General features: G+C 46.5%; 17 protein-coding genes. 9 read left to right on the forward strand and 8 right to left on the reverse strand.

Going from position 1 to position 19199, the window contains the following annotated elements; genetic code table 11:
- Positions 1–177 precede the first annotated feature (177 nt).
- Entirely contained in the window at positions 178–978 is an 801-nt protein-coding gene (locus VIM72_RS18200) for a helix-turn-helix domain-containing protein (RefSeq protein ID WP_332004253.1), read from the forward strand.
- Positions 979–1079: 101 nt separating this feature from the next.
- The gene (locus VIM72_RS18205; protein ID WP_332004254.1) at positions 1080–1937 is read left to right on the forward strand and encodes a class I SAM-dependent methyltransferase; all 858 of its coding nucleotides are present in this window, start codon (positions 1080–1082) and stop codon (positions 1935–1937) included.
- 66 nt (positions 1938–2003) lie between these two features.
- Here the strand turns inward: VIM72_RS18205 and VIM72_RS18210 are convergent, their stop codons facing one another.
- Genes VIM72_RS18210 through VIM72_RS18220 form a run of 3 tightly spaced genes read right to left on the reverse strand, consistent with a single transcriptional unit; the run spans position 2004 to position 3965 of the window.
- The gene (locus VIM72_RS18210) at positions 2004–2156 is read right to left on the reverse strand and encodes a hypothetical protein (RefSeq protein ID WP_332004255.1); all 153 of its coding nucleotides are present in this window, start codon (positions 2154–2156) and stop codon (positions 2004–2006) included.
- Between the two features lie 5 nt (positions 2157–2161).
- On the reverse strand, positions 2162–2875 hold the full coding sequence (locus tag VIM72_RS18215) for a LytTR family DNA-binding domain-containing protein (RefSeq protein ID WP_332004256.1): 714 nt from the start codon (positions 2873–2875) through the stop codon (positions 2162–2164).
- A 10-nt stretch (positions 2876–2885) separates the two neighbouring features.
- On the reverse strand, positions 2886–3965 hold the full coding sequence (locus VIM72_RS18220; RefSeq protein WP_332004257.1) for a sensor histidine kinase: 1080 nt from the start codon (positions 3963–3965) through the stop codon (positions 2886–2888).
- Between the two features lie 198 nt (positions 3966–4163).
- On the opposite strand from VIM72_RS18220, the gene VIM72_RS18225 reads away from it, so the two are divergent.
- Complete coding sequence (locus VIM72_RS18225) at positions 4164–4628, forward strand: hypothetical protein (protein WP_332004258.1); 465 nt, start codon at positions 4164–4166, stop codon at positions 4626–4628.
- 138 nt (positions 4629–4766) lie between these two features.
- On the opposite strand, the gene VIM72_RS18230 is transcribed toward VIM72_RS18225, so the two are convergent.
- From VIM72_RS18230 to VIM72_RS18240, 3 genes are all read right to left on the reverse strand, one after another.
- A complete protein-coding gene (locus tag VIM72_RS18230; RefSeq protein WP_332004259.1) occupies positions 4767–5438 on the reverse strand; it encodes a YceI family protein in 672 nt (223 codons plus the stop codon).
- A gap of 127 nt (positions 5439–5565) precedes the next feature.
- Entirely contained in the window at positions 5566–5871 is a 306-nt protein-coding gene (locus VIM72_RS18235; RefSeq protein WP_332004260.1) for an HP0495 family protein, read from the reverse strand.
- A 110-nt stretch (positions 5872–5981) separates the two neighbouring features.
- Positions 5982–6548 (reverse strand): isochorismatase family cysteine hydrolase, encoded by a 567-nt coding sequence (locus tag VIM72_RS18240; RefSeq protein WP_332004261.1) that lies wholly within the window; start codon positions 6546–6548, stop codon positions 5982–5984.
- Positions 6549–7168: 620 nt separating this feature from the next.
- On the opposite strand from VIM72_RS18240, the gene VIM72_RS18245 reads away from it, so the two are divergent.
- The 4 genes from VIM72_RS18245 to VIM72_RS18260 all read left to right on the forward strand — a co-directional run bounded on the left by VIM72_RS18245 (position 7169) and on the right by VIM72_RS18260 (position 14291).
- Positions 7169–7750: an RNA polymerase sigma factor gene (locus VIM72_RS18245; RefSeq protein ID WP_332004262.1), complete on the forward strand. Its 582-nt coding sequence runs from the start codon at positions 7169–7171 to the stop codon at positions 7748–7750.
- 97 nt (positions 7751–7847) lie between these two features.
- Complete coding sequence (locus tag VIM72_RS18250; protein ID WP_332004263.1) at positions 7848–8990, forward strand: FecR family protein; 1143 nt, start codon at positions 7848–7850, stop codon at positions 8988–8990.
- A gap of 157 nt (positions 8991–9147) precedes the next feature.
- Positions 9148–12606 (forward strand): TonB-dependent receptor, encoded by a 3459-nt coding sequence (locus VIM72_RS18255; RefSeq protein ID WP_332004264.1) that lies wholly within the window; start codon positions 9148–9150, stop codon positions 12604–12606.
- Positions 12607–12626: 20 nt separating this feature from the next.
- Positions 12627–14291: a RagB/SusD family nutrient uptake outer membrane protein gene (locus tag VIM72_RS18260; protein WP_332004265.1), complete on the forward strand. Its 1665-nt coding sequence runs from the start codon at positions 12627–12629 to the stop codon at positions 14289–14291.
- 93 nt (positions 14292–14384) lie between these two features.
- On the opposite strand, the gene VIM72_RS18265 is transcribed toward VIM72_RS18260, so the two are convergent.
- Together VIM72_RS18265 and VIM72_RS18270 are read right to left on the reverse strand one after the other, a co-directional pair.
- Positions 14385–14570, reverse strand: a complete 186-nt coding sequence (locus VIM72_RS18265) for a hypothetical protein (RefSeq protein ID WP_332004266.1) — start codon at positions 14568–14570, stop codon at positions 14385–14387.
- On the reverse strand, positions 14570–15451 hold the full coding sequence (locus VIM72_RS18270; RefSeq protein ID WP_332004267.1) for an AraC family transcriptional regulator: 882 nt from the start codon (positions 15449–15451) through the stop codon (positions 14570–14572). Before VIM72_RS18270 ends, VIM72_RS18265 begins: the two co-directional genes overlap by 1 nt.
- Before the next feature lie 177 nt (positions 15452–15628).
- Here VIM72_RS18270 and VIM72_RS18275 point away from each other — a divergent pair, with 177 nt between their 5' ends.
- Together VIM72_RS18275 and VIM72_RS18280 are read left to right on the forward strand one after the other, a co-directional pair.
- Positions 15629–16348: an RraA family protein gene (locus VIM72_RS18275; RefSeq protein WP_332004268.1), complete on the forward strand. Its 720-nt coding sequence runs from the start codon at positions 15629–15631 to the stop codon at positions 16346–16348.
- Positions 16349–16350: 2 nt separating this feature from the next.
- Positions 16351–19176, forward strand: a complete 2826-nt coding sequence (locus VIM72_RS18280) for a glycoside hydrolase family 2 TIM barrel-domain containing protein (RefSeq protein ID WP_332004269.1) — start codon at positions 16351–16353, stop codon at positions 19174–19176.
- The last annotated feature ends 23 nt before the right edge of the window (positions 19177–19199 follow it).

Consider the following 19199-nt stretch of genomic DNA (forward strand, 5'->3'; position numbering starts at 1 on the left):
ACGGGAACGGCTATCCGATTCCAGGTACAGATAATTACTTTTTTATTGAAGAGTAAGTTGTTAATTTCAGGATCGCCGCAGATATAATAGTATTTACTGCTATCACGATCCAGGTTTACAGCTCAATCATCCGGGTATAATAGTATTTACTGTTATCTTTACAATAACAGACAACAAATGAGTTACCAGGTAATACCTCCTCCGGCTTCACTCAAAAAATTTGTGCGCTCTTTCTGGGTATTGGAAAACTCAGCTGCCGACGTATCGCAAAAATCCTTTACAGTAATGAGTAGCGGTTCACCCGGGCTCATTTTCCAGGAAAACCCTTCACTGTTCACAGGTTTCGAGGGAGAACAGCTGCCACAGTTATTTGTATTCGGACAGGCGAGAAAGTATGGACAATTACAGGGCGGCGGCAACTTTCGTACCGTTGGCGTCATCTTTGAGCCAACGGCACTTAAGCAGGTGTTTGGATTAAATGCCAATGAGCTTACCGATCAAAATGCCTGCATCAGTTATCTTACCAAAACATCCCTGTGCGAACAGCTGCTCCATTGCACTTCAGTAGAGCAACAGGTTAGCTGTCTTTCTAAATTCCTGCTTGCGCAAACGCACCGGTACAACCACTATAACCCTAAACTGGTGTATGCTACAACAGCATTGCAACAGGGAAAAAGATTGGCCGATGTTTTACGCGAACTGAATTTATCCGAGCGGTCGCTGGAACGCCTGTTCCTGGCTCATATCGGCATTACGCCTATTTTATATGCGCGTATCTGCCGTTTTCAGGCATCGTTATCACTGTTGCGGCAAGGCGGCTTCCGCTCACTTACAGACATCGCCTATTCGTTGGGTTATTTCGATCAATCCCATTTTATCCGTGATTTTAAATTGTTTTCAGGCGTAAGCCCGCGCATCTACCAGCGCAAAGCCATTGAAAGAATGCCGGGTTTTCCCGAATGGGAATTAAAAAAATGACTGTCGGTTTTTTACAATTTCGCCCAAACGGTAACAGCTAATTTTGTGGTATTACTGAACTTAACTTGCTCATAGCATAGCCATCACCCAAACCATAACACATGACCCAGGATAAAAAAGCAGTACCGGATAATACCGCCGTACGTACGGCGCTGTGGAGAGCCTTACATGTTCAGGTAGACGCAGCGCCCCATATTATTGAAGACGAGATCGGCCTGCAGCTCGCAGCCCCGGAGGCAGACTGGCAGCAACGCCCGGATATGCATCCTGATTTTACAAAGCGCCTCCGGGCCTCCATGGTGGCCCGCGCCCGTTTTATTGAAGATATGGTGAAGGAAGCATATAAGCTGGGCACCCGGCAATATGTGATCCTGGGCGCAGGGCTCGATACCTTTGCCCAGCGGCAACCGGAAATCGCCTCCCGGATGCAGGTATTTGAAATAGATCAACCTGGTACCCAGGCATGGAAACAACAACGGTTAACAGAACTTGGATTTGGCCTCCCCGACTGGCTGCACTTTGTTTCGGTCGATTTTGAAATGGCTTCCTGGTGGGAACAACTGATCAAAGCAGGTTTCAATCCCGGGAAGCCCTCCGTAGTAGCCTGTACCGGCGTTACGCTGTATCTTACCAGGGAAGCCATTCTTGACACCCTGCGACAGATTGCCACACTGGCTCCCGGTTCAAAACTGGCCATGACGTTTTATTTGCCGGCAGATCTTATGGAAGAAGAAGACAGACCACTGCAACAGATATCGGAAAAAGGCGCACGCGCAGCCGGTACTCCCTTCATCAGCTTTTTTTCCCCGGAAGAAATGCTGGCGCTGGCGCGGGAAGCCGGGTTTAAAGAAATGGAAATTATATCTTCCGGGGATATCGCCAGGCGCTACTTTACAGGGAGAACAGATGGATTTAGTCCTGCAAGTGGAGAGGAGTTTTTAGTGGCGCGTACCGTTTGAGCCCAGTCATTCCCCCGCCTGGTTTCCGGGCGCAGACCATGTGAAATAATCAGGCGGGTACAATTGCTACCCATACTTTTCAGCTACTTCCTGCATCTTCTTCCTTTGGGCGTTGTTCATTTCAGGCGGTGGCAGAAATTCATCCGGCGCAACCGGTACGCCTACTTCAGGGCCCGCCTCCGGGCGGCGCCAGCATTTCAATAGTGCCGGACTGGCCACATACCCTACCTCGCATTCAGTATCTTCTCCAGCTGCTCCTTAAAGTTTCTCCCGATAGGGATCTGCTGCCCATTCAATACAATGCGGTTCCTTTCAAGACGTACTATTTTCTGCACAGCTACAATGAATGATTTATGTACCCGCACAAAACGGTGCTGCGGGAAGATGTTCAGCATCGCTTTAATAGAGCCTTTCAGCAGCACCTTTCCTCCCTGTGTATAAATGATCGCGTAATCTTTCAGCCCCTGTATATGCGTTACTTCGTTAAACTCCAGCTTGATCCGCTGTACTCCGCTTTTTACAAAAATAAAATCAGGATTGCCTTCCCCGGGCATATTCTCAATGTTGGCATGCTGCGCCTTCAGTGCCAGGAACTCTTTTATCTTCGTGATGGCCTGGCTGAAACGATTGTAAGAAACAGGCTTCAGCAGGAAATCTATCACCCCCAGCTCATAACCTTCAAAAGCATAGTTACGGTAAGCAGTAGTAAACACTGTCAACGGGGGATTGGTCAATGCCTTCAGGAACTCAATGCCTGTCATTTCCGGCATTTCAATATCCAGCAGCAATACATCGGCGGAATGCTTTTCCAGGTAACTTAAAGCAGCTCCCGCATTCCCAAACATCACAACGGAATCTACTCCATCCATTCTTTTCAGGTGGCCTTCCAATACTTCAAGCGCAAGCGGCTCATCATCTACAATAACAAATTTCAACATGGTATGCAGTTTACAGTTCAATTACCAGTTTGGCCAGGAAGGAGCTTTTCCTGTCTTCTAATTCAAGCTGATGTCTGGACGGATAAAGCAGTTCCAGTCTTTTCTGTAAATTATCAAGTCCTATTCCGCCTTTGCTTTTACGGGTTGCAGTGGTTGGTTTGGAGTTTTCTATCGTTACTGTCAATGTTGCCTTTTGCAATTGGATATCCACGTTCAGCCAGCTGTTTTCAACTTGTTTGCTAAGTCCGTGTTTGAAGGCATTTTCCAGCAAGGGCAATAATAAAAGAGGAGCAATTTCCTCCCCGTTTAATTCAACATCTGCATTCAATACAATCATGGATTCCGCACTAAACCTGAGCCGCTCCAGTTCAATATAATTATTCAGGTACGTGATTTCTTTCTCCAGCAACACCTTTGCATCCGTGCTGTCATACAACATATATTCCATCATATCAGACAGCTTCAGCACCACATCCGGCGCCAGCGCCGATTGCTTCAGCGTTAGCGCGTACAGGTTATTCAATGCGTTGAACAGGAAATGAGGATTTACCTGTGCACGGAGAAAATTAACTTCGGCATTCAGCTTTTCCACCGTGATCTTCTGGATCATCAGCTGCTGTCCATACCAGTCCATACTTAACTTGAGGGCCAGCATCAAACCGATATACCATAAAGTGCTGAAGAAGTTGTACGATAACGATTCCACCAGGTCGCTGTTGCGCATAGGCCCCACCACATAGCCATACAGGTAATAATCGAACAGGCTTTGCGCTGCCAGGTATCCCAGCACAGAAATAACAACGGCAGTAAAATAAGCAAGATAGCGTTTCTTCAGGAGGTACCGGGGTAAAAAGTAATGCAGGTTAAGATAGGCGATCACTATAAGCAGGGCAATTCTTACTGTAACACAGGCAACAAAATAAGGCATATTGGCTTTGTATATAAGATACCTTTTCTCATATATAAAGAATCCCGTAATCAGCACCCAGTAAGCGCTATGCGCCAGGGCATGCCTTAAAGAAACACTGCGTTTTGAAAACGGCAGCTGCAGCGGTTTATCCAGGAACTCCATTTTCATATCATTCATCATAAAAGAAAATAAAAGCGCTTACCCCGCAAAATAATGTCGACCAACAGCAGAAATTGTAGAGGAAGATAACAATAAAAAAGGAGGATGTTCATTCATCGATTATTTTGTTTGCTGCTCTACTAATTTTCTCCTTCGTTTTCTTTTCTCCTAATATTGTTACCAGGGATCCGACAGTATTTTTCACTTAAACTTTTTATCATGAAACGTACAACATTTAACAGGGCATTCATCACCATGTGTATGCTGGTAGCGCTGTGCTTTACAGCATTTAGCTTCACGCCGAAAGTTGGACTGGATAGTTATGAGATCTATCTTAACAACAAACTTATCCTGAAACAATCGGTCAACCAGCCTTTGAATTTAAGGGTGCTGCAACTGAGCCAGGCAAGCTCCGGCGATGAGCTGCATATCATTTATAAACACTGCTCTTTAAGTGGTGGTGCTGGTAGCAACCGGAGTATTACCCTGAAAGATGAGAACGGCAACACGCTGAAAAAATGGTCGTTTGCCAATGCCACCGGTACTGATCTCAGTATGGTAATACCGGTAAAGGAGTTGCTGCAACTGGAAAAGATGAATACAGCGCACCAGCTTAGTCTTCACTACGCGGCACGGGAACTTTACAAAGCAGAGGAAACACTCGCTTTTCTTCACTCCCGTTAACTGGTATTCTATAATGATAACGGGGGCCGGATCTGCGGCTCCCGGTTTTCACTGAACGTCCTGAGACATAGAGATGGGCAGAAAAAAAGCAGCCTGGTACAATATACCAGGCTGCTTTTTTTTAGTACAGTAAGCAACTTATTTCTTTGCTGCTTTCAGGCTGAAGCCAATTTCAACATCTTTGCTGATCATCCAGTTTTCAGGGCTACCTTCAGTTTTGTAGTTGATACCCCATGAAGATCTGTCGATCACGAATTTTGCATTTGCAGTAACGTCGTTTTCGCTAACAGTGATTTGTGCAGGAAAAGTGATGTTCAGGGTGCTGTCTTTCAGTGTAAGGTTACCACTGATCAGGTTGGTGGCACCAGCCAGCAGGCTTTTCTGCTTGGTGCTGTCGAAAGGCGCTACAGATGTAATAACAAATTTGGCTTGCGGATACTTGGCCACATCAAAGAAATCGGGGCTTTTCAGGTGCCCTTCCAGGTCGGCCGGTTTTTTATCAGGCTCAGTAACAGAGGCCGGATCTACCGCCAGGCTGCCCAGGTTTACGTTAAAGCTACCACCGGTAACTGCTCCGTTTTCAACGTTCAGGCTGCCATCAGTTACCCTGATGCTGCCAAAACGTGGCGCAAATCCACCTTTGTGGGTAGCGCGCCATTGAACGGTTGTAGTTGCGGTGTCAATTACATAAGCTGCGCCTGTGGCTACAGCCGCTTCTTTCTTTTCTTCGGTCTTCGCCTGGTCGGTCGAAGCACCTCCACATGCTGCAAGCGTGAGCAGCAGGGCAAAAGCAGGAACTGATTGCTTCATAAATTTAAATATAGTTTATATGTAACTGGCCGAAATTACTTAATAAGGTTTAATCAGCGACACATACATCGAAAAATGTCAATATTATAACAATTCGTTCATATATGCTTTTACCCGGCGGCTGCCCTTACAGCATAATCACCGAATCGATCTTTGATACCTCTTTATAATAGGCAATCACCTCTTCTTCGTCCTGCACAAGCACCTGTACGGTGAATGACTTATACTTCCCGCCGGAAGAACTGGTTTCGCTGATACTGGCTTTCGCATTGGCAAACATCGCCTTCAGATCTGCTATCTTGTCCTTATCGGCCCTGATAATAAACTTAAAAGTATATTCAGTGGGAAATACCACGGATTGCTGCAACAATGAACGAAAATTTTCATATGGATCTCCGTTTAAGCCGGCACTTACATTTTCACCTGTAGACATATTAATACTATTTATCCTGAATCAACCTGCAAAATAGTCCCTTTTTTCTTAACATCCGGTCAATATAACTGCAAAGGGCCCGGATACTGTATCCCGCGCGGGGAAAATACCTACTTCCCATTCGTCCATGCCTCTACGGTGGTTACCTCCGCCTGCTGAGGAAAGATCTTCTCCACCAGGAAAGTATGCACCTGCGGATCACGGTCCAGGCAGGCATCTGAAAGTACTGTAAGCTGAAAGTCTTTATCAGCCGCCTCCCGCAGGGTGGAAAGGACCACACCGCTGGTAACTACGCCCGCCAAAACCAGGTGATAAATGTTCATGCCCCGCAACAGCACTTCCAGGTCGCTACCCGTGAACGCGCTATACCGGCGCTTTACCACCACCGCCTCATTTTCTGCAGGAGCCAGCTGCGGCGCAATTTTCATCCATTGCTCCATGTCCTGCTGCTTCAGGGTCGCCGCCCTTGCACTAAAGGTTTTATTACGATAACTGATTTCCGGCACTCCCTTACGAAAACCCACCACCACATAAATAACCGGCACTCCCTTGTTCCGGGCATTACTGATCGCTTTTGCGGTTTTTTCTATCAAAGGACCTGCCTCCGGCAGTCCTTTCAGCATTTGCTCCTGCATATCCATCACCAGGAGCGCTGTGTTTGTGAGTTGTTCTTTCATCTTTATATATTTAATTCTTTACCCGTTAATCAATTCCGGCTGTCTGATCTTTCCTGTTCCGTAAACCACCGGCCTGTTCAGAAATTTATACTAATAGCTCGTTATGGCAAAAAAACAATTACCCTGCCACGTCTGTGCGGAACAGCTGCCATCTGCATTACCAGGATTTTGAAAAGCCCTGAAAAAATCGTTTACGCTCATAAAAATAGTTGGACTAAAATCTATTTTCGGTCGAAAGAAGCATAAAAAGAATGATACACGCAGAGCTGGTGCAACTGAAAGAGAAGCACCGGTGTTTGAAATGCACAATATGATCCCTAAAGGAGTAGCCTCCCGGGTACCCATGACGCAATATATGATAGAGCTGATAAGATTGTTAAATAGGCGTACAGAGGCACAGGCCACACAGGATGTAAAGGTGCATGAACACCCTGGCGGAGCAGTAAACCCACCTGGATTAGGGAATCCGGAGCAGGCATGGCAAAAGGCGCAAGTTAATTTTATATCAATTTATGAGAAAAATATACAACTATCCAACCAGGAATAATACTTTTTGTTCATTTAATTGTAGGATACTATCCACTCCATGGTATCTCTGCAAACTTCCTTAATTTAGGATTGTGTTCCATCATTACAATAACATGCCGGAAGGAGAATTGCTTGCTCAGGTTGCCAATGGTAACGAAAAAGCTTTTGAATATCTCATTACCCGGTTTAGTGATATTCTCGGAACATATATTTTCAAACTCACTCATTCGAAAGAAGTAACGGAAGAAGTAGTGCAGGATGTTTTCCTGAAGATCTGGAATACCAGGTATAAGCTCCCCGATGTCAGTAACTTTCGTGGGTGGCTGTATATCGTTTCTAAAAATCAGGCGATCTCCGTATTGAGAAAGGCTATCCGGGAAAGGGCCGGAAAGGAATTGATTACGTATAACCTTTGGAACGAGGAAGACAATAGCTGGGAAGATGAAAAGCTCAGTGCCATAGAAAAAGCGATCGCCCAGTTACCACCGCAACAAAAAAAGGTTTTTATATTAAGCCGGCATGAGGGACTTTCCCATAAGGAAATTGCCGCGCAAATGCATATATCGACAGAGACCGTCAAAAAGTACCTGCAAATAGCCACCCAGTCCATCATTTCAGAGGTTTCCGGGATTGTAACTACCGGGCTTTTTTTCGCCATCATAAAAAATTTATAAAATTTTTCTCCCGCAATACCCCCTTTTTTAAATTTCCTGCGTCAAATAATAGAAGACGGTTAGAAACAGTAAGCCACGTATCGAAAAACATATCTTCATGGATCAGTTTTCAAGACAGCAAAGAATGAAAACACTCTTTGAGCAGTGGTGCCACAATACCATTGCCGAAAAAGATGTGCAGGAGCTAATGCAGCTCCTGGAAGAACCAGGAATGGATAATGAAGCCGGGAAACTTTCTCAAACCGCTTACTTTCAACAGGAAGACACTCCTTTTTTTACCCCCGCGGAGAAAAGAAAGATGTTTTTGAATATTGTAAAGCCAGTGAATGTTTTCAGAAGAAGACTGATGTATATGTCGGGCATCGCTGCAGGCATTGCCCTGGTTGTTGGCGTTGGCAGTTATCTGCTGCATAAAAAAGGGATGTCCTCTCCCACCCATGTGATAACAGGAAACGATATCGCAGCGCCCACGGTGTCTATCGGGTTGCTGAAGCCTGAAAACAGCAGTAGCATTCACTTTGAAGATGCCCCATCCGGCTTGGTGGCGGACCAGGAAAATGTAAAAATTATAAAATATGCCGATGGCACCCTTGCGTTCAGCGGCAGCACTACCAGGCCGGTATCCAATACACTCACCGTTCCCAAAGGTAGTAAGCCTGTTCACCTGTTACTGGCAGACGGCACCTCCATATTACTCAACGCCGCATCGGGCATTACTTTCCCCAATGCCTTTACCGGGAACGAGCGAACGGTTTCTTTATACGGAGAGGCGTACTTCGAAGTGAAACATGATCCTGCACATCCATTTATTGTGAAGTTGGGCAAAAGCAATGTAAAGGTATTGGGAACGCATTTCAATATCCGCTCTTATAACGATGACGTACAAACGAAAATAACCCTCATAGAGGGGAAAGTAAACGTGAACAATGGAATGATGCTGAAACCCGGGCAACAGGCAGTTGTTGAAAACGGAATGTCTAACCTCTTACTGCATCCTGATATGGAAGAAGCACTCGCATGGAAGAACAATGAATTTAATTTCAACGGCTGGGATGTTCCGGCTATTTTGTCAATGCTATCACAATGGTATAATTTCACCATTGAATACAAAACCAAAATCCCAACCGGGCATTTTTCCGGATCTATTAAGAGAGACAACAATCTTTCACAGGTATTAAGAATACTGGAAACGGGTGGACTGCAGTTTAAAATAGAGAAGAATAAGTTAATCGTTTATTAAAGCCTGTAATTACGATGCCATAAAACAATAATTCCCGTAAAAGCACATGCCGGTAAGAATGCCGGTGACCAATAGTGCACCGTCAGGAAATTTTGAGGGACAGGTTTTGTCCGCTCAGCAGATAGTTATTTTCTAAAAACCAAATCTCCACGAGCATATGATAAAGCTTTCCAACCTTACCTTTTACCAGCGTAAAAGGAAACCAAAATCATGGCTGATGATGAAGCTGAGCAGTTTATTAATACTGATTGCCGTTACTCAGCTGCGCGCCGAAACATTGGCACAAAAGATCACTATTTATGGGAAAAATGTATCGCTGCTGGAAGCAATACAAATGGTAAAACAGCAAACGGACTACCAGTTTTTCTACCGGGATGAATTACTATCCGATGCAAAAGTCATCCGGGAAATCAATATAAAGAACGCACCGCTGAAAGACTTTCTGGACATCTGTTTCAAAGGCCAGCCTTTAACTTATGAGATCGTTGAAAAGGCGATTACCATCAAACGCCTGGGAGCTTTCCGGGAGAGGATGGAAATACATGGCCGCGTAACCGATTCAACTGGTAACGCACTGCCGGGCGTGTCCATCCATGTAAAAGGCAGCAGCAGAGGCGTTATTACCAATGCGCAAGGCACTTATAGTATCAACGCCAGCCCGGGAGAAGTTTTGATATTTTCTTATATCGGCTATGATCAACAGGAAGTAACCATACAGCAGGACGGCACTATCAATGTAGTGCTGACAATTTCCACTGGTACCCTCCGGGAAGTGGTGGTGAACGTAGGATATGGCAGTACCAGGAAAATACATCTGACCGGCGCGGTAGCATCTGTTGGTGCTGAAAAACTGGCAAGCAGGCCATTGGTGAACCTGGCAGATGGTTTACAGGGACTGGTACCCGGCCTGAACGTAAGCATGGGAAACGGACAACCCGGTACAAGCGCATCATTTAATATCCGTGGATTACCCACTATCAACGGCGCAGGCCAGGGAAGCCCGCTGATACTGGTAGACGGGGTAGAACGTGATCCCAACCTGATAAACCCCTCTGATGTGGAGAATGTGACCGTACTCAAAGACGCGGCTTCCGCCACCATCTATGGCGGTCGTGCTGCCTACGGTGTAATATTGATCACTACCAAAAAAGGAAAATCAGGAGAACCCAGCCTGAATTACTCCGGCTCTTATTCGATATCAAAGCCGGCCAATCTTCCAAAATATGTTGACTCCAAAGGATTCCTTACCCTCTTTAACCAGGCCCAGTATACCGGTAGTATCACCGGGGGATATACTTCTACCAGTCCATTTACAGCTAAGGACTCCACTATGATCATGGCTTACTATAATGATCCGGCCAACAATCCAGATATGTATGTAGACCCGGGCAACCCTAACCTGTACCGCTATGTAGGTAACAACAACTGGGTAAAAACACTGTATCCCGGATGGGCGCCAATGCAACAACATAATTTGTCGCTGGCAGGTGGTACCGAAAAACTGACCTATATGGCAAGCATGGGCTACTATGCCCAGAACGGACTTCAGAAATCGGCTAACCAGGTTTACCGCCGGTACACGCCCAACCTGAAACTGACATCGAAAGTGACCGACTGGCTATCGCTCGACCTTAATATGAGCATGACCCGCACCACTAACAATAAACCGGCGCTAACGCTTATTAATCAGGGCGGCTCATGGATACCCGGCGACCTCCGGCCGGTAATGCCTGTAAAACATGCCGATGGAAACTTCTCCGGTCAGGGTAGCTTCACCAACCCGGTGGCTATAAATACACTGGGAGGCCGGGACGTGGATAATGTAAATGACTACTGGGCTACCGCCAGAGCAATACTACAACCGGTAAAACACCTTACTATCGTTACCGACTATACGTGGAACAGTAACACGGATTATGACAAAGCCAATCTTGTTCCTTTCAATGAATACGGGGTGAACGGCGTTTTCCTCGATGTTTTTCCATGGACTAAAACTCCCCGCGTGATTGAAACACGGTGGAATAATACCTATTATGCTTTTAACAGTTATGCCACCTATGAAAATACCTTTGCGAAGGCACATGCCGTAAAGGCCATGGTGGGATATAACCAGGAATACCGGCACTACATTAACATACAGCCCACTGCCATCAATATTATTGTGCCATCTATACCGGCCATAGGGCTCAATAACGACCCCAAACCTTCCATCAATAGCCTGGAAGCAGAATATGCCCTGATAGGGACTTTCTTCCGGGTTAACTATGCCTACAAAGATAAATACCTGCTGGAAGTAAATGGCAGGTATGATGGTACCTCCAGGTTTCAGCAGGGACACCGGTATGTATTTTCTCCTTCCGTGTCTGCAGGCTGGGATATCTCCCGGGAAGGCTTTATGCAGGATGTAAAATTGATCAACCAGTTAAAGCTGCGTGCTTCTTACGGAAATCTGCCTAATCAGCGTGCTGCTGATAACACGATCTCCATCAGCAATTTCTATCCTACATTATCTACAATGGGAAACAGTGTTACAGGATACCTGTTCAATAATCAGCCAGGGATCGTAGTAACGCCCGCCGGATTGGTACGCAGTGATCTGACCTGGGAAAAGATAGCCACGTCTAACTTCGGGCTCGACTACTCGCTCCTGAAAGAAAAACTAAGTGGCAGCTTCGATTACTTCGTTACCAATACTTCCGGGTTGATTACCGCCGGTCAGCAACTTCCGGCAGTGCTCGGAACTGGTGCGCCCAGGCAAAACACCGCCTCTCTCCGCACAAATGGCTGGGAGTTCAATATCACCTGGCAGGACAAAATAATAAATGATAAGCTCCACTATGCGGTTAGCATTAACCTCTCAGACGCTGTAACCACCGTTACTAAATACAACCAGAATCCGACGCAGAGCATCAATGACCTGAACCCTGGCAGAAAGATGGGCGAAATATGGGGATATACCACCGATGGATTTTATCAGACAGACGCAGAAGCAAAGGCAGTAGATAACAGCCGGCTGGCAGGATATAACTGGCTGGCGGGAGATATAAAATACAAAGATCTGAATGGCGATAAAAAAATAAATGACGGGAAAAGAACACTGGCAGATCATGGCGACTTATCCGTTATCGGTAACAGCCAGCCACGTTACAGGTTTGGGATCAACATCAACCTGGAATATAAAGGCTTCGACTTCACCACCTTTGTACAAGGCTTGCTGAAACAGAATTTCAGTCCAACCGGCACCAATGTATTCAATGCTTTTGCAGGCGGCGAATGGAGTATCCCTTACGCATACGCAATGGATTACTGGACACCCGATCATACCGATGCGTATTTCCCACGGGTCAGGTTTAACGGAAGCGGCAACCAGCAAACACAAACCAAATACCTGCAAAATGTAGCCTATGCCAGGTTTAAACAAATAACCCTGGGTTATACTTTCGCCAATGCCCTGTTTGGAAATTCGAAGATCAAAAATGTAAGGGTATATGTAACCGGGGAAAACCTCTTTAAAATTACTTCTTTATTCGGCGGTTTTGACCCGGACCTGATTTCCGGCTACACCACTTACCCGCTTAATAAAACGTTGTCTGCTGGTATTCAGGTTGGTTTATAAAACGATTCAAACGTATTATTATGAAAAAGCTGATTAATATTATTTTTATAGCAGTAGTAACGTGCGCAATAAGTTCGTGCCGGAAGGATGCGTTCCTCGACAGGCAGCCATTGAGCGCTATTACACCGCAAACCTTTTTTAATACTGAAAGTGATCTGCAGGTATATTGCAACCAATATTATGCATGGCTGCCCACTCAATTCCTGGTAAACGCGGATGCTCAATCGGATGATAAGGCTCCCCAGACATTGAATGCATTATTGGCGGGAACATATACAGTTCCACAAAGCGACGCAAACTGGAATACGCCTTATACCAATATCAGGGCCTGTAACCTGTTCCTGATGAGTTATCAGAAAGCGAATATCCCGGACTCCGTCAAAAATATCTACGTCGGCGAAACGCTTTTCTTCCGTGCCATGCAGTATTTCAATCTTGTCAGATCATATGGGGATGTGCCCTATATTACCAGTTATCTCACAGATACCAGCACCGCTGAGTTATTCGGCCCCAAAACATCTCATGCAAAAGTGATGGACGCCCTGCTGACAGACCTCAATACCGCTGTGAGCTATCTGCCGGTAGCCCCTTCGCAGGACGGACGGCTTAACAAGTACCAGGCGCTTGCATTCAAGGCAAGAGTAAGTTTATGGGAAGGTACCTACAGGAAATATTTCAAGGCCGGCGATGGTACCGCTTATCTCCAGGCAGCTGCTGATGCCGCCGAACAGCTCATCAACTCAAAAAACTATAGCATTTATTCTACCGGTAAGCCACAGTCGGATTATTATAACCTCTTTATCCAGGACGAGCTGAAAGGCAATCCTGAAGCGATCATGTCTATGCGCTATATGGCCTCTGCCAATACCTACAATAACGTAGACCGACAGCTGGGAGAATCCGGCGATGGATACAGCAAAGACTTTGTACGTACCTATCTGTGTACAGATGGGCTGCCCACCGCATTAAGCCCCCGGTATAAAGGCGACGACTCACTGGGCATGGAAATCATAAACCGGGATCCCAGGTTTAAACAAACCATTGCAACAAGGGGATTTGATTTTCTGAATGGAGACCTGATTACCCTGCCAAGAGTAGGCACCAATGTTACTTCTACCGGGTACCAGGGTATAAAAGGCCGCTCGTCCAGCATAAGCGCCTGGAATGCGAACAATTCCACTTATGATTTCTTCATATTCCGTTATGCAGAAACGCTGCTGATTGATGCCGAAGCAAGAGCAGAATTGGGCACCTGTACCCAGGATGTGCTGGATAATACCATTAATAAGCTCAGGGATAGGGTAGGCATGCCACATATGGAACTGGCCAGCCTCCAACGGGACCCGCAAACACATTTCCCTGACGTGAGTATATTGATAGATGAAATAAGAAGAGAACGCCGCATTGAGCTGGCTACCGAAGGATTCCGTTTCGACGATCTTCACAGATGGCATGCAGGACCGCTTATCAATAACAACGAAACCATCCTGGGAATGAAACTGTTGCCCGCTATGAGAGCACAATACACCTATGATGTAAGCAATGTGGTGGTAAACAGCAATTCCTATGTACGTCCATATGCCATTACATCGCGCACCTGGAATGATAAAATGTATTTGCTGCCGATTCCATTGCAGGAACTTAACTTAAATCCGAACCTGGCGCCACAGAATTCCGGTTGGTAGCAGGGAATAGCGATACCGTAAAGAGGTACTGTTTTAATTTCCAGATAATTATCTGGAAATTAAAACAGTACCTCTTATATTTCACCCAAAAACCTACTGACCGTAACCCGGATTCTGCTGTCCTTTCATATTCGGGTCATTGTCAATATACCCCTGCGGAAATGGCATCAGGTAATCGGAATAATAAAGCCCTTCTCCGGCAAATTCAATGCGACGCTCATGGCGGATACGCTGGCGCATCGGCAGCCTGCTGCCATTTTCCCTGGTACAGGTATACATCAGGCAGTCGCCATTTCATTCTTTGTTTTCTTGCGGTATTCAGAAGGACTGAGTTTCGTTATTCCTTTAAAACATTTGTTGAAGTTCACCAGGTTGTTATAACCACTTTCCATGGCCACTTCCGTTACAGACAATTTATCCTGGCGTAATAACTTACAGGCATGGGATACGCGTATTTCCTGCAGGAAAGTAACAAATGATTTCTGTGTTCTCGCTTTAAAGTAACGGCAGAATGCAGTGGGCGACATTTTCGCAACACCAGCTACTTCTTCCAGCGGGATTTCACGATAGAAATTAGTGATAAGAAACTGGTAAACATCATTGAACCTGCCGGCATCTTTCACCGACATAGCATTACGGTAATGATCGCTGGCAAGATGTTCATAGTCGCTGCTCTTTGAAAGCGTGTCAATAATATCCAGGAAAACAGACATCCTTTTAAGCCCGTCGGTAGCGCGTATAGTATGAATTTTTTCCAGCAGTTTCGCGTGGGTGTCGTCTTTAACAACCAGTCCCCTGCCTGCATGAATGAAAAGGGATTTTACCGCTGCAGCCGCCTCCATTCCTTCTACCAGGTTAAGGATCATTGCCGGCTCGAAATATAATACGGTAGCTTTTACCCGGAGATTTTTCCGTTTCTGAAAGTAGCTGTTATCGTTCTGCCAGATATGGGGAAGATTGGGGCCCATCAGCACAAGATCCCCCTTGTCAAAATCATCGATATGATCCCCTACAATACGTTTCCCGTGCCCTTCTTCAATCAACACAATTTCACAACTCTCATGAAAATGAAAAGGTGAATTCAAAAAATACTCGTCCACATGCTTCACGCGGAATTGCCTGTTAGCACCAAGCCCGGTGTCCATCAATCTTGCTTTCATCTCCGAAAGATAACTATTATTACCTATTTATTGAAAAAAACAGTAAAAATGGATAATATCGTTAATGTTTTAGCTAAAATAGTTATGAAACAACCGGCCCACAGCTACTATTTTGCCAACCGAAACCAGCGCTGGTAAATAGTACCGGCGCATTGACAAGCAAAAACCAGGAAAGATATGAATAAGCACAGCAACCATGCGGTAAGCCGGTTATGGAAGAATGATGATGAGCTGTTCGCCATTGTAAAACAGGAGTTATACACTGCGGTGGTGGGCGACATTATGGATAAATCAGGATTAATGCACCAGTTCCTGCCACCGGAAATACAACCGCTTCATACAGATATGTTCGTAGTAGGCCGCGCTATGCCGGTACTGGAAGCAGATGTATTTGCAGACAAACCTGGAACAGGCCGCAATGAATTACTGAAGCAACCCTTTGGACTGATGTTGCAGGCGTTGGATGATCTGAAGAAGAATGAGGTATATATTTGCACAGGGGCTTCGCCTGCTTATGCGCTGTGGGGGGAGCTGATGAGCACACGCGCCATGCAACTGGGTGCAGCAGGCGCCGTTGTAGATGGATATTCCCGCGATACCCGCGGTATCCTGCAGCTGGGTTTCCCTACATTTTCCTACGGCAGGTATGCACAGGACCAGGCGCCTCGCGGTAAAGTAATAGACTTCAGGGTGCCACTGGAAATACGGGGCGTGAAAGTAATGCCGGGCGATATTGTTCTTGGCGACATAGACGGTGTTTGCATCGTTCCGCGCGACGCAGAAGAAGAAATTTTCTCGCTGGCCATAGAGAAAGCAAGAGGAGAAAAAATGGTGCAACAAAAAATCCTGGAAGGCATGAGCGCCACCGAGGCATTTGAGAAATACGGAATAATGTAATCATGAAGAAGAGGATACTGACAATTATTACCACCGTCCTTTTCCTTTCTGCCTCAGCGCAAACACAACGGTTGTCGCCACGGCCGGAGGAAGTGATTTCCCTGAACGGCACCTGGACCTTCCAGGAGCAGTACCCCATCCAGGTACCGGGAGAATGGGTGATGCAGGGCTTTACAGTGAACGAAGGCGAAACAGCCCGGTATACCCGCGCACTCCCTGTTCCGGCATCCTGGAAAGGACAACGCATAAAGCTCCGTTTTGATGCAGTAAGCAGTCATGCCCTGGTGAAAGTAAACGGCATAAAAGTGGGAGAACATGAAGGCGGATTTGTGCCTTTCGAAATGGATATTACCGATGCGCTGAACGGCAGAACAGACACGCTTACCGTTGAAGTACAGGCGCTCACCATCAGCGATTACCTGGCATGCACCTCCCAATACGCCGTGCATACCGTTGGCGGCTTAATCCGTAAAGTAAGCATGTTTGCATTGCCAGCGGTGAACCTGGCAGATGTTGCCATCAACACCACGTTTGATCCTCAATACAAAAACGCTACGCTGCACATCTCCACGGAAACGGCCAACGAATCAGCTACGCCGGCTGTTACCTCCCTGCGCTTTACATTAAAAGACGCCACAGGAAAAACAGTACAGCAATTCAATAGCGTGCCTGAAGCCGGTATTGCGCCGGGCGGCTGCCTGCAAAAAGAATATCATCTTCCCGTAAAAGCGCCCCAACAATGGAATCCGGAACATCCTTACCTGTACCAGCTACAGGTGGAATTACTGCAAAACGGGAAAACCATATTTGTCACTCACTATAAAACCGGCTTCCGACAGGTGGCCGTGAAAGGCAATGAACTGCTGGTAAACGGCAAGCCGGTAAAAATGCGCGGGGTGAACCGTCATGATGTGCATCCGCTCACAGGCCGCAGTATCACGCCTGCGTTAAGCCGCCAGGATGCGCTGCTGTTCCGCGATGCCAACTGCAATTATATCCGGACTTCCCATTACCCACCTTCCGAAGAATTCCTGGACGCGGCAGATGAACTGGGTTTGTTCGTGGAAAGCGAAGCCGCGCTCACCTGGGTGCAACATGGCGCATCGCCCATCTGGAAACTGTGGAATTATAAAGATGAGAAATTCCTGCCGTATATGATCCAGGCTAACGCCGATAACATCCATGCAGGAAGAAATCATCCTTCAGTGATTATCTGGTCGCTGGGCAATGAATCCCTATGGAGCCCGCTCTGGGAAAAGGTGCTGGCCTTTGTGAAGAAAACAGATCCTTCCCGCCCCACTACCTTCCACGACCAATGCTGGGGAGGGTACAATAATGCACATAGCAAGGCAGATATCGCGGTATATCACTACCCGGATATCAACGGGCCCGCGTATGCAGCGAAATCCGTCAGACCTGTTCTTTTTGGCGAATACGCGCATCTCTCCTGTTACAACCGCCGCGAGCTGGCTACAGACCCGGGCATCCGCAGCGCTTACAATGCGCCGCTGGTAACGTTTTATGATTCTATCTATCATTATAAGGGATGTCTTGGCGGCGCTATATGGAGTGGTATAGATGATATCTTCCACCTGCCAGGCGGACAAATTGTTGGATACGGCCCCTGGGGCCCTATAGATGCATGGAGAAGACCTAAGCCGGAATACGCCGGCGTAAAAAAAGCCTATAGTCCTGTGAAGATAACGGGTATGCGTGAACGTAACGGCTATATTGAGCTCACCATCCAGAACCGGTATGATTTCACTTCTTTAAAAGCAGTAAAGATCAGCGCCAACGGACAGCTCCTCTCCTCCTCCATTCCTGCCGGCAGCACCGGTACGCTACGCATACCCAAAGAAAAAGACGGGCCGGTTCATCTTACATTTACAGATCCCCGGGGATTTATATGCGCGGAGGAACAATTGGGAGAAGCGCCTCCTGTTGTATCTCCAAAAGCTAACTATACGCTCAGCATGACAGAGAACAACGGCGCTATTTTTATACAACAAGGCCCTTACACCTACACCATCAGTAAAACCAAAGGCATCATTACCAGCCTCCGTAAAAATACGGACACCCTCCTGCGCCAGGGACCTGTATTCTGTGTGGCGCCTGCCAACAGCGACGATGGCGGAAAGCCCAATGTAGCAGGGGAAACTTATCAGAACAACATCTCTCCGTTAAAAAACTACCCGCTGTATACCATTTTTTCCAGCGGGATTCAAGCCAGTCAGTCGCCTGCCGGTATTAGAGTAGATGCTGATCTTACCTATACTGCCGGGAAAGGAAAGCAGTCGTACCTGTTTACGCCCTCCGGTGAGCTGATCACCACCTACGAAGTAAATTACCAGGGAACCGATTCCATTCCTTACCAGTATGGCCTGCTCATGCAGCTTCCGCCAACATTTGAAACCCTTAGCTGGGTGCGTAAAGGAGAATTCAGCAGTTATAACCCCGATGATATAGGCAGGAATAGTGGTGAAGCACATCTTAATGCGAAGCAGCTGAATGCAGTGGAAGAATTTGGCGTGATGCCCAAAGGCCCCTGGAAAGATGATGCCAATGAACTGGGATCAAATGATTTCAGGTCTACCAAAAAATTCATCTGGCATGCCTCCCTTTCTGATAAGACGGGCAATACATTACAGGTATTGTCTGACAGCAAACAACATTCCCGCTGTTGGTGGCAGGATGCCGCTATCCAGTGGCTGATTGCGGATTACAGCAATAACGGATCGGAGCCTTTTTACGGATCGCCTCATTCAGACGGGAAGATCAATATTAAAAATAAAACGCTGAAAGGAACGATGACATTAAGTCTGCCATGAGCAAATCAAAAGATTAAAAATAC

It is taken from the genome of Chitinophaga sp. (assembly GCF_036569185.1).
GTDB lineage: Bacteria > Bacteroidota > Bacteroidia > Chitinophagales > Chitinophagaceae > Chitinophaga.

Coding starts and splice junctions, on each gene's coding strand:
- VIM72_RS18235 (WP_332004260.1), bottom strand. CDS start 5,871: ATGTCTACAGGTGAAAATGTAAGTGCCGGCTTAAACGGAGATCCATAT.
- VIM72_RS18215 (WP_332004256.1), bottom strand. CDS start 2,875: ATGTTGAAATTTGTTATTGTAGATGATGAGCCGCTTGCGCTTGAAGTA.
- VIM72_RS18225 (WP_332004258.1), top strand. CDS start 4,164: ATGAAACGTACAACATTTAACAGGGCATTCATCACCATGTGTATGCTG.
- VIM72_RS18275 (WP_332004268.1), top strand. CDS start 15,629: ATGAATAAGCACAGCAACCATGCGGTAAGCCGGTTATGGAAGAATGAT.
- VIM72_RS18200 (WP_332004253.1), top strand. CDS start 178: ATGAGTTACCAGGTAATACCTCCTCCGGCTTCACTCAAAAAATTTGTG.
- VIM72_RS18280 (WP_332004269.1), top strand. CDS start 16,351: ATGAAGAAGAGGATACTGACAATTATTACCACCGTCCTTTTCCTTTCT.
- VIM72_RS18250 (WP_332004263.1), top strand. CDS start 7,848: ATGGATCAGTTTTCAAGACAGCAAAGAATGAAAACACTCTTTGAGCAG.
- VIM72_RS18255 (WP_332004264.1), top strand. CDS start 9,148: ATGATAAAGCTTTCCAACCTTACCTTTTACCAGCGTAAAAGGAAACCA.
- VIM72_RS18240 (WP_332004261.1), bottom strand. CDS start 6,548: ATGAAAGAACAACTCACAAACACAGCGCTCCTGGTGATGGATATGCAG.
- VIM72_RS18265 (WP_332004266.1), bottom strand. CDS start 14,570: ATGTATACCTGTACCAGGGAAAATGGCAGCAGGCTGCCGATGCGCCAG.
- VIM72_RS18230 (WP_332004259.1), bottom strand. CDS start 5,438: ATGAAGCAATCAGTTCCTGCTTTTGCCCTGCTGCTCACGCTTGCAGCA.
- VIM72_RS18205 (WP_332004254.1), top strand. CDS start 1,080: ATGACCCAGGATAAAAAAGCAGTACCGGATAATACCGCCGTACGTACG.
- VIM72_RS18220 (WP_332004257.1), bottom strand. CDS start 3,965: ATGATGAATGATATGAAAATGGAGTTCCTGGATAAACCGCTGCAGCTG.
- VIM72_RS18260 (WP_332004265.1), top strand. CDS start 12,627: ATGAAAAAGCTGATTAATATTATTTTTATAGCAGTAGTAACGTGCGCA.
- VIM72_RS18270 (WP_332004267.1), bottom strand. CDS start 15,451: ATGAAAGCAAGATTGATGGACACCGGGCTTGGTGCTAACAGGCAATTC.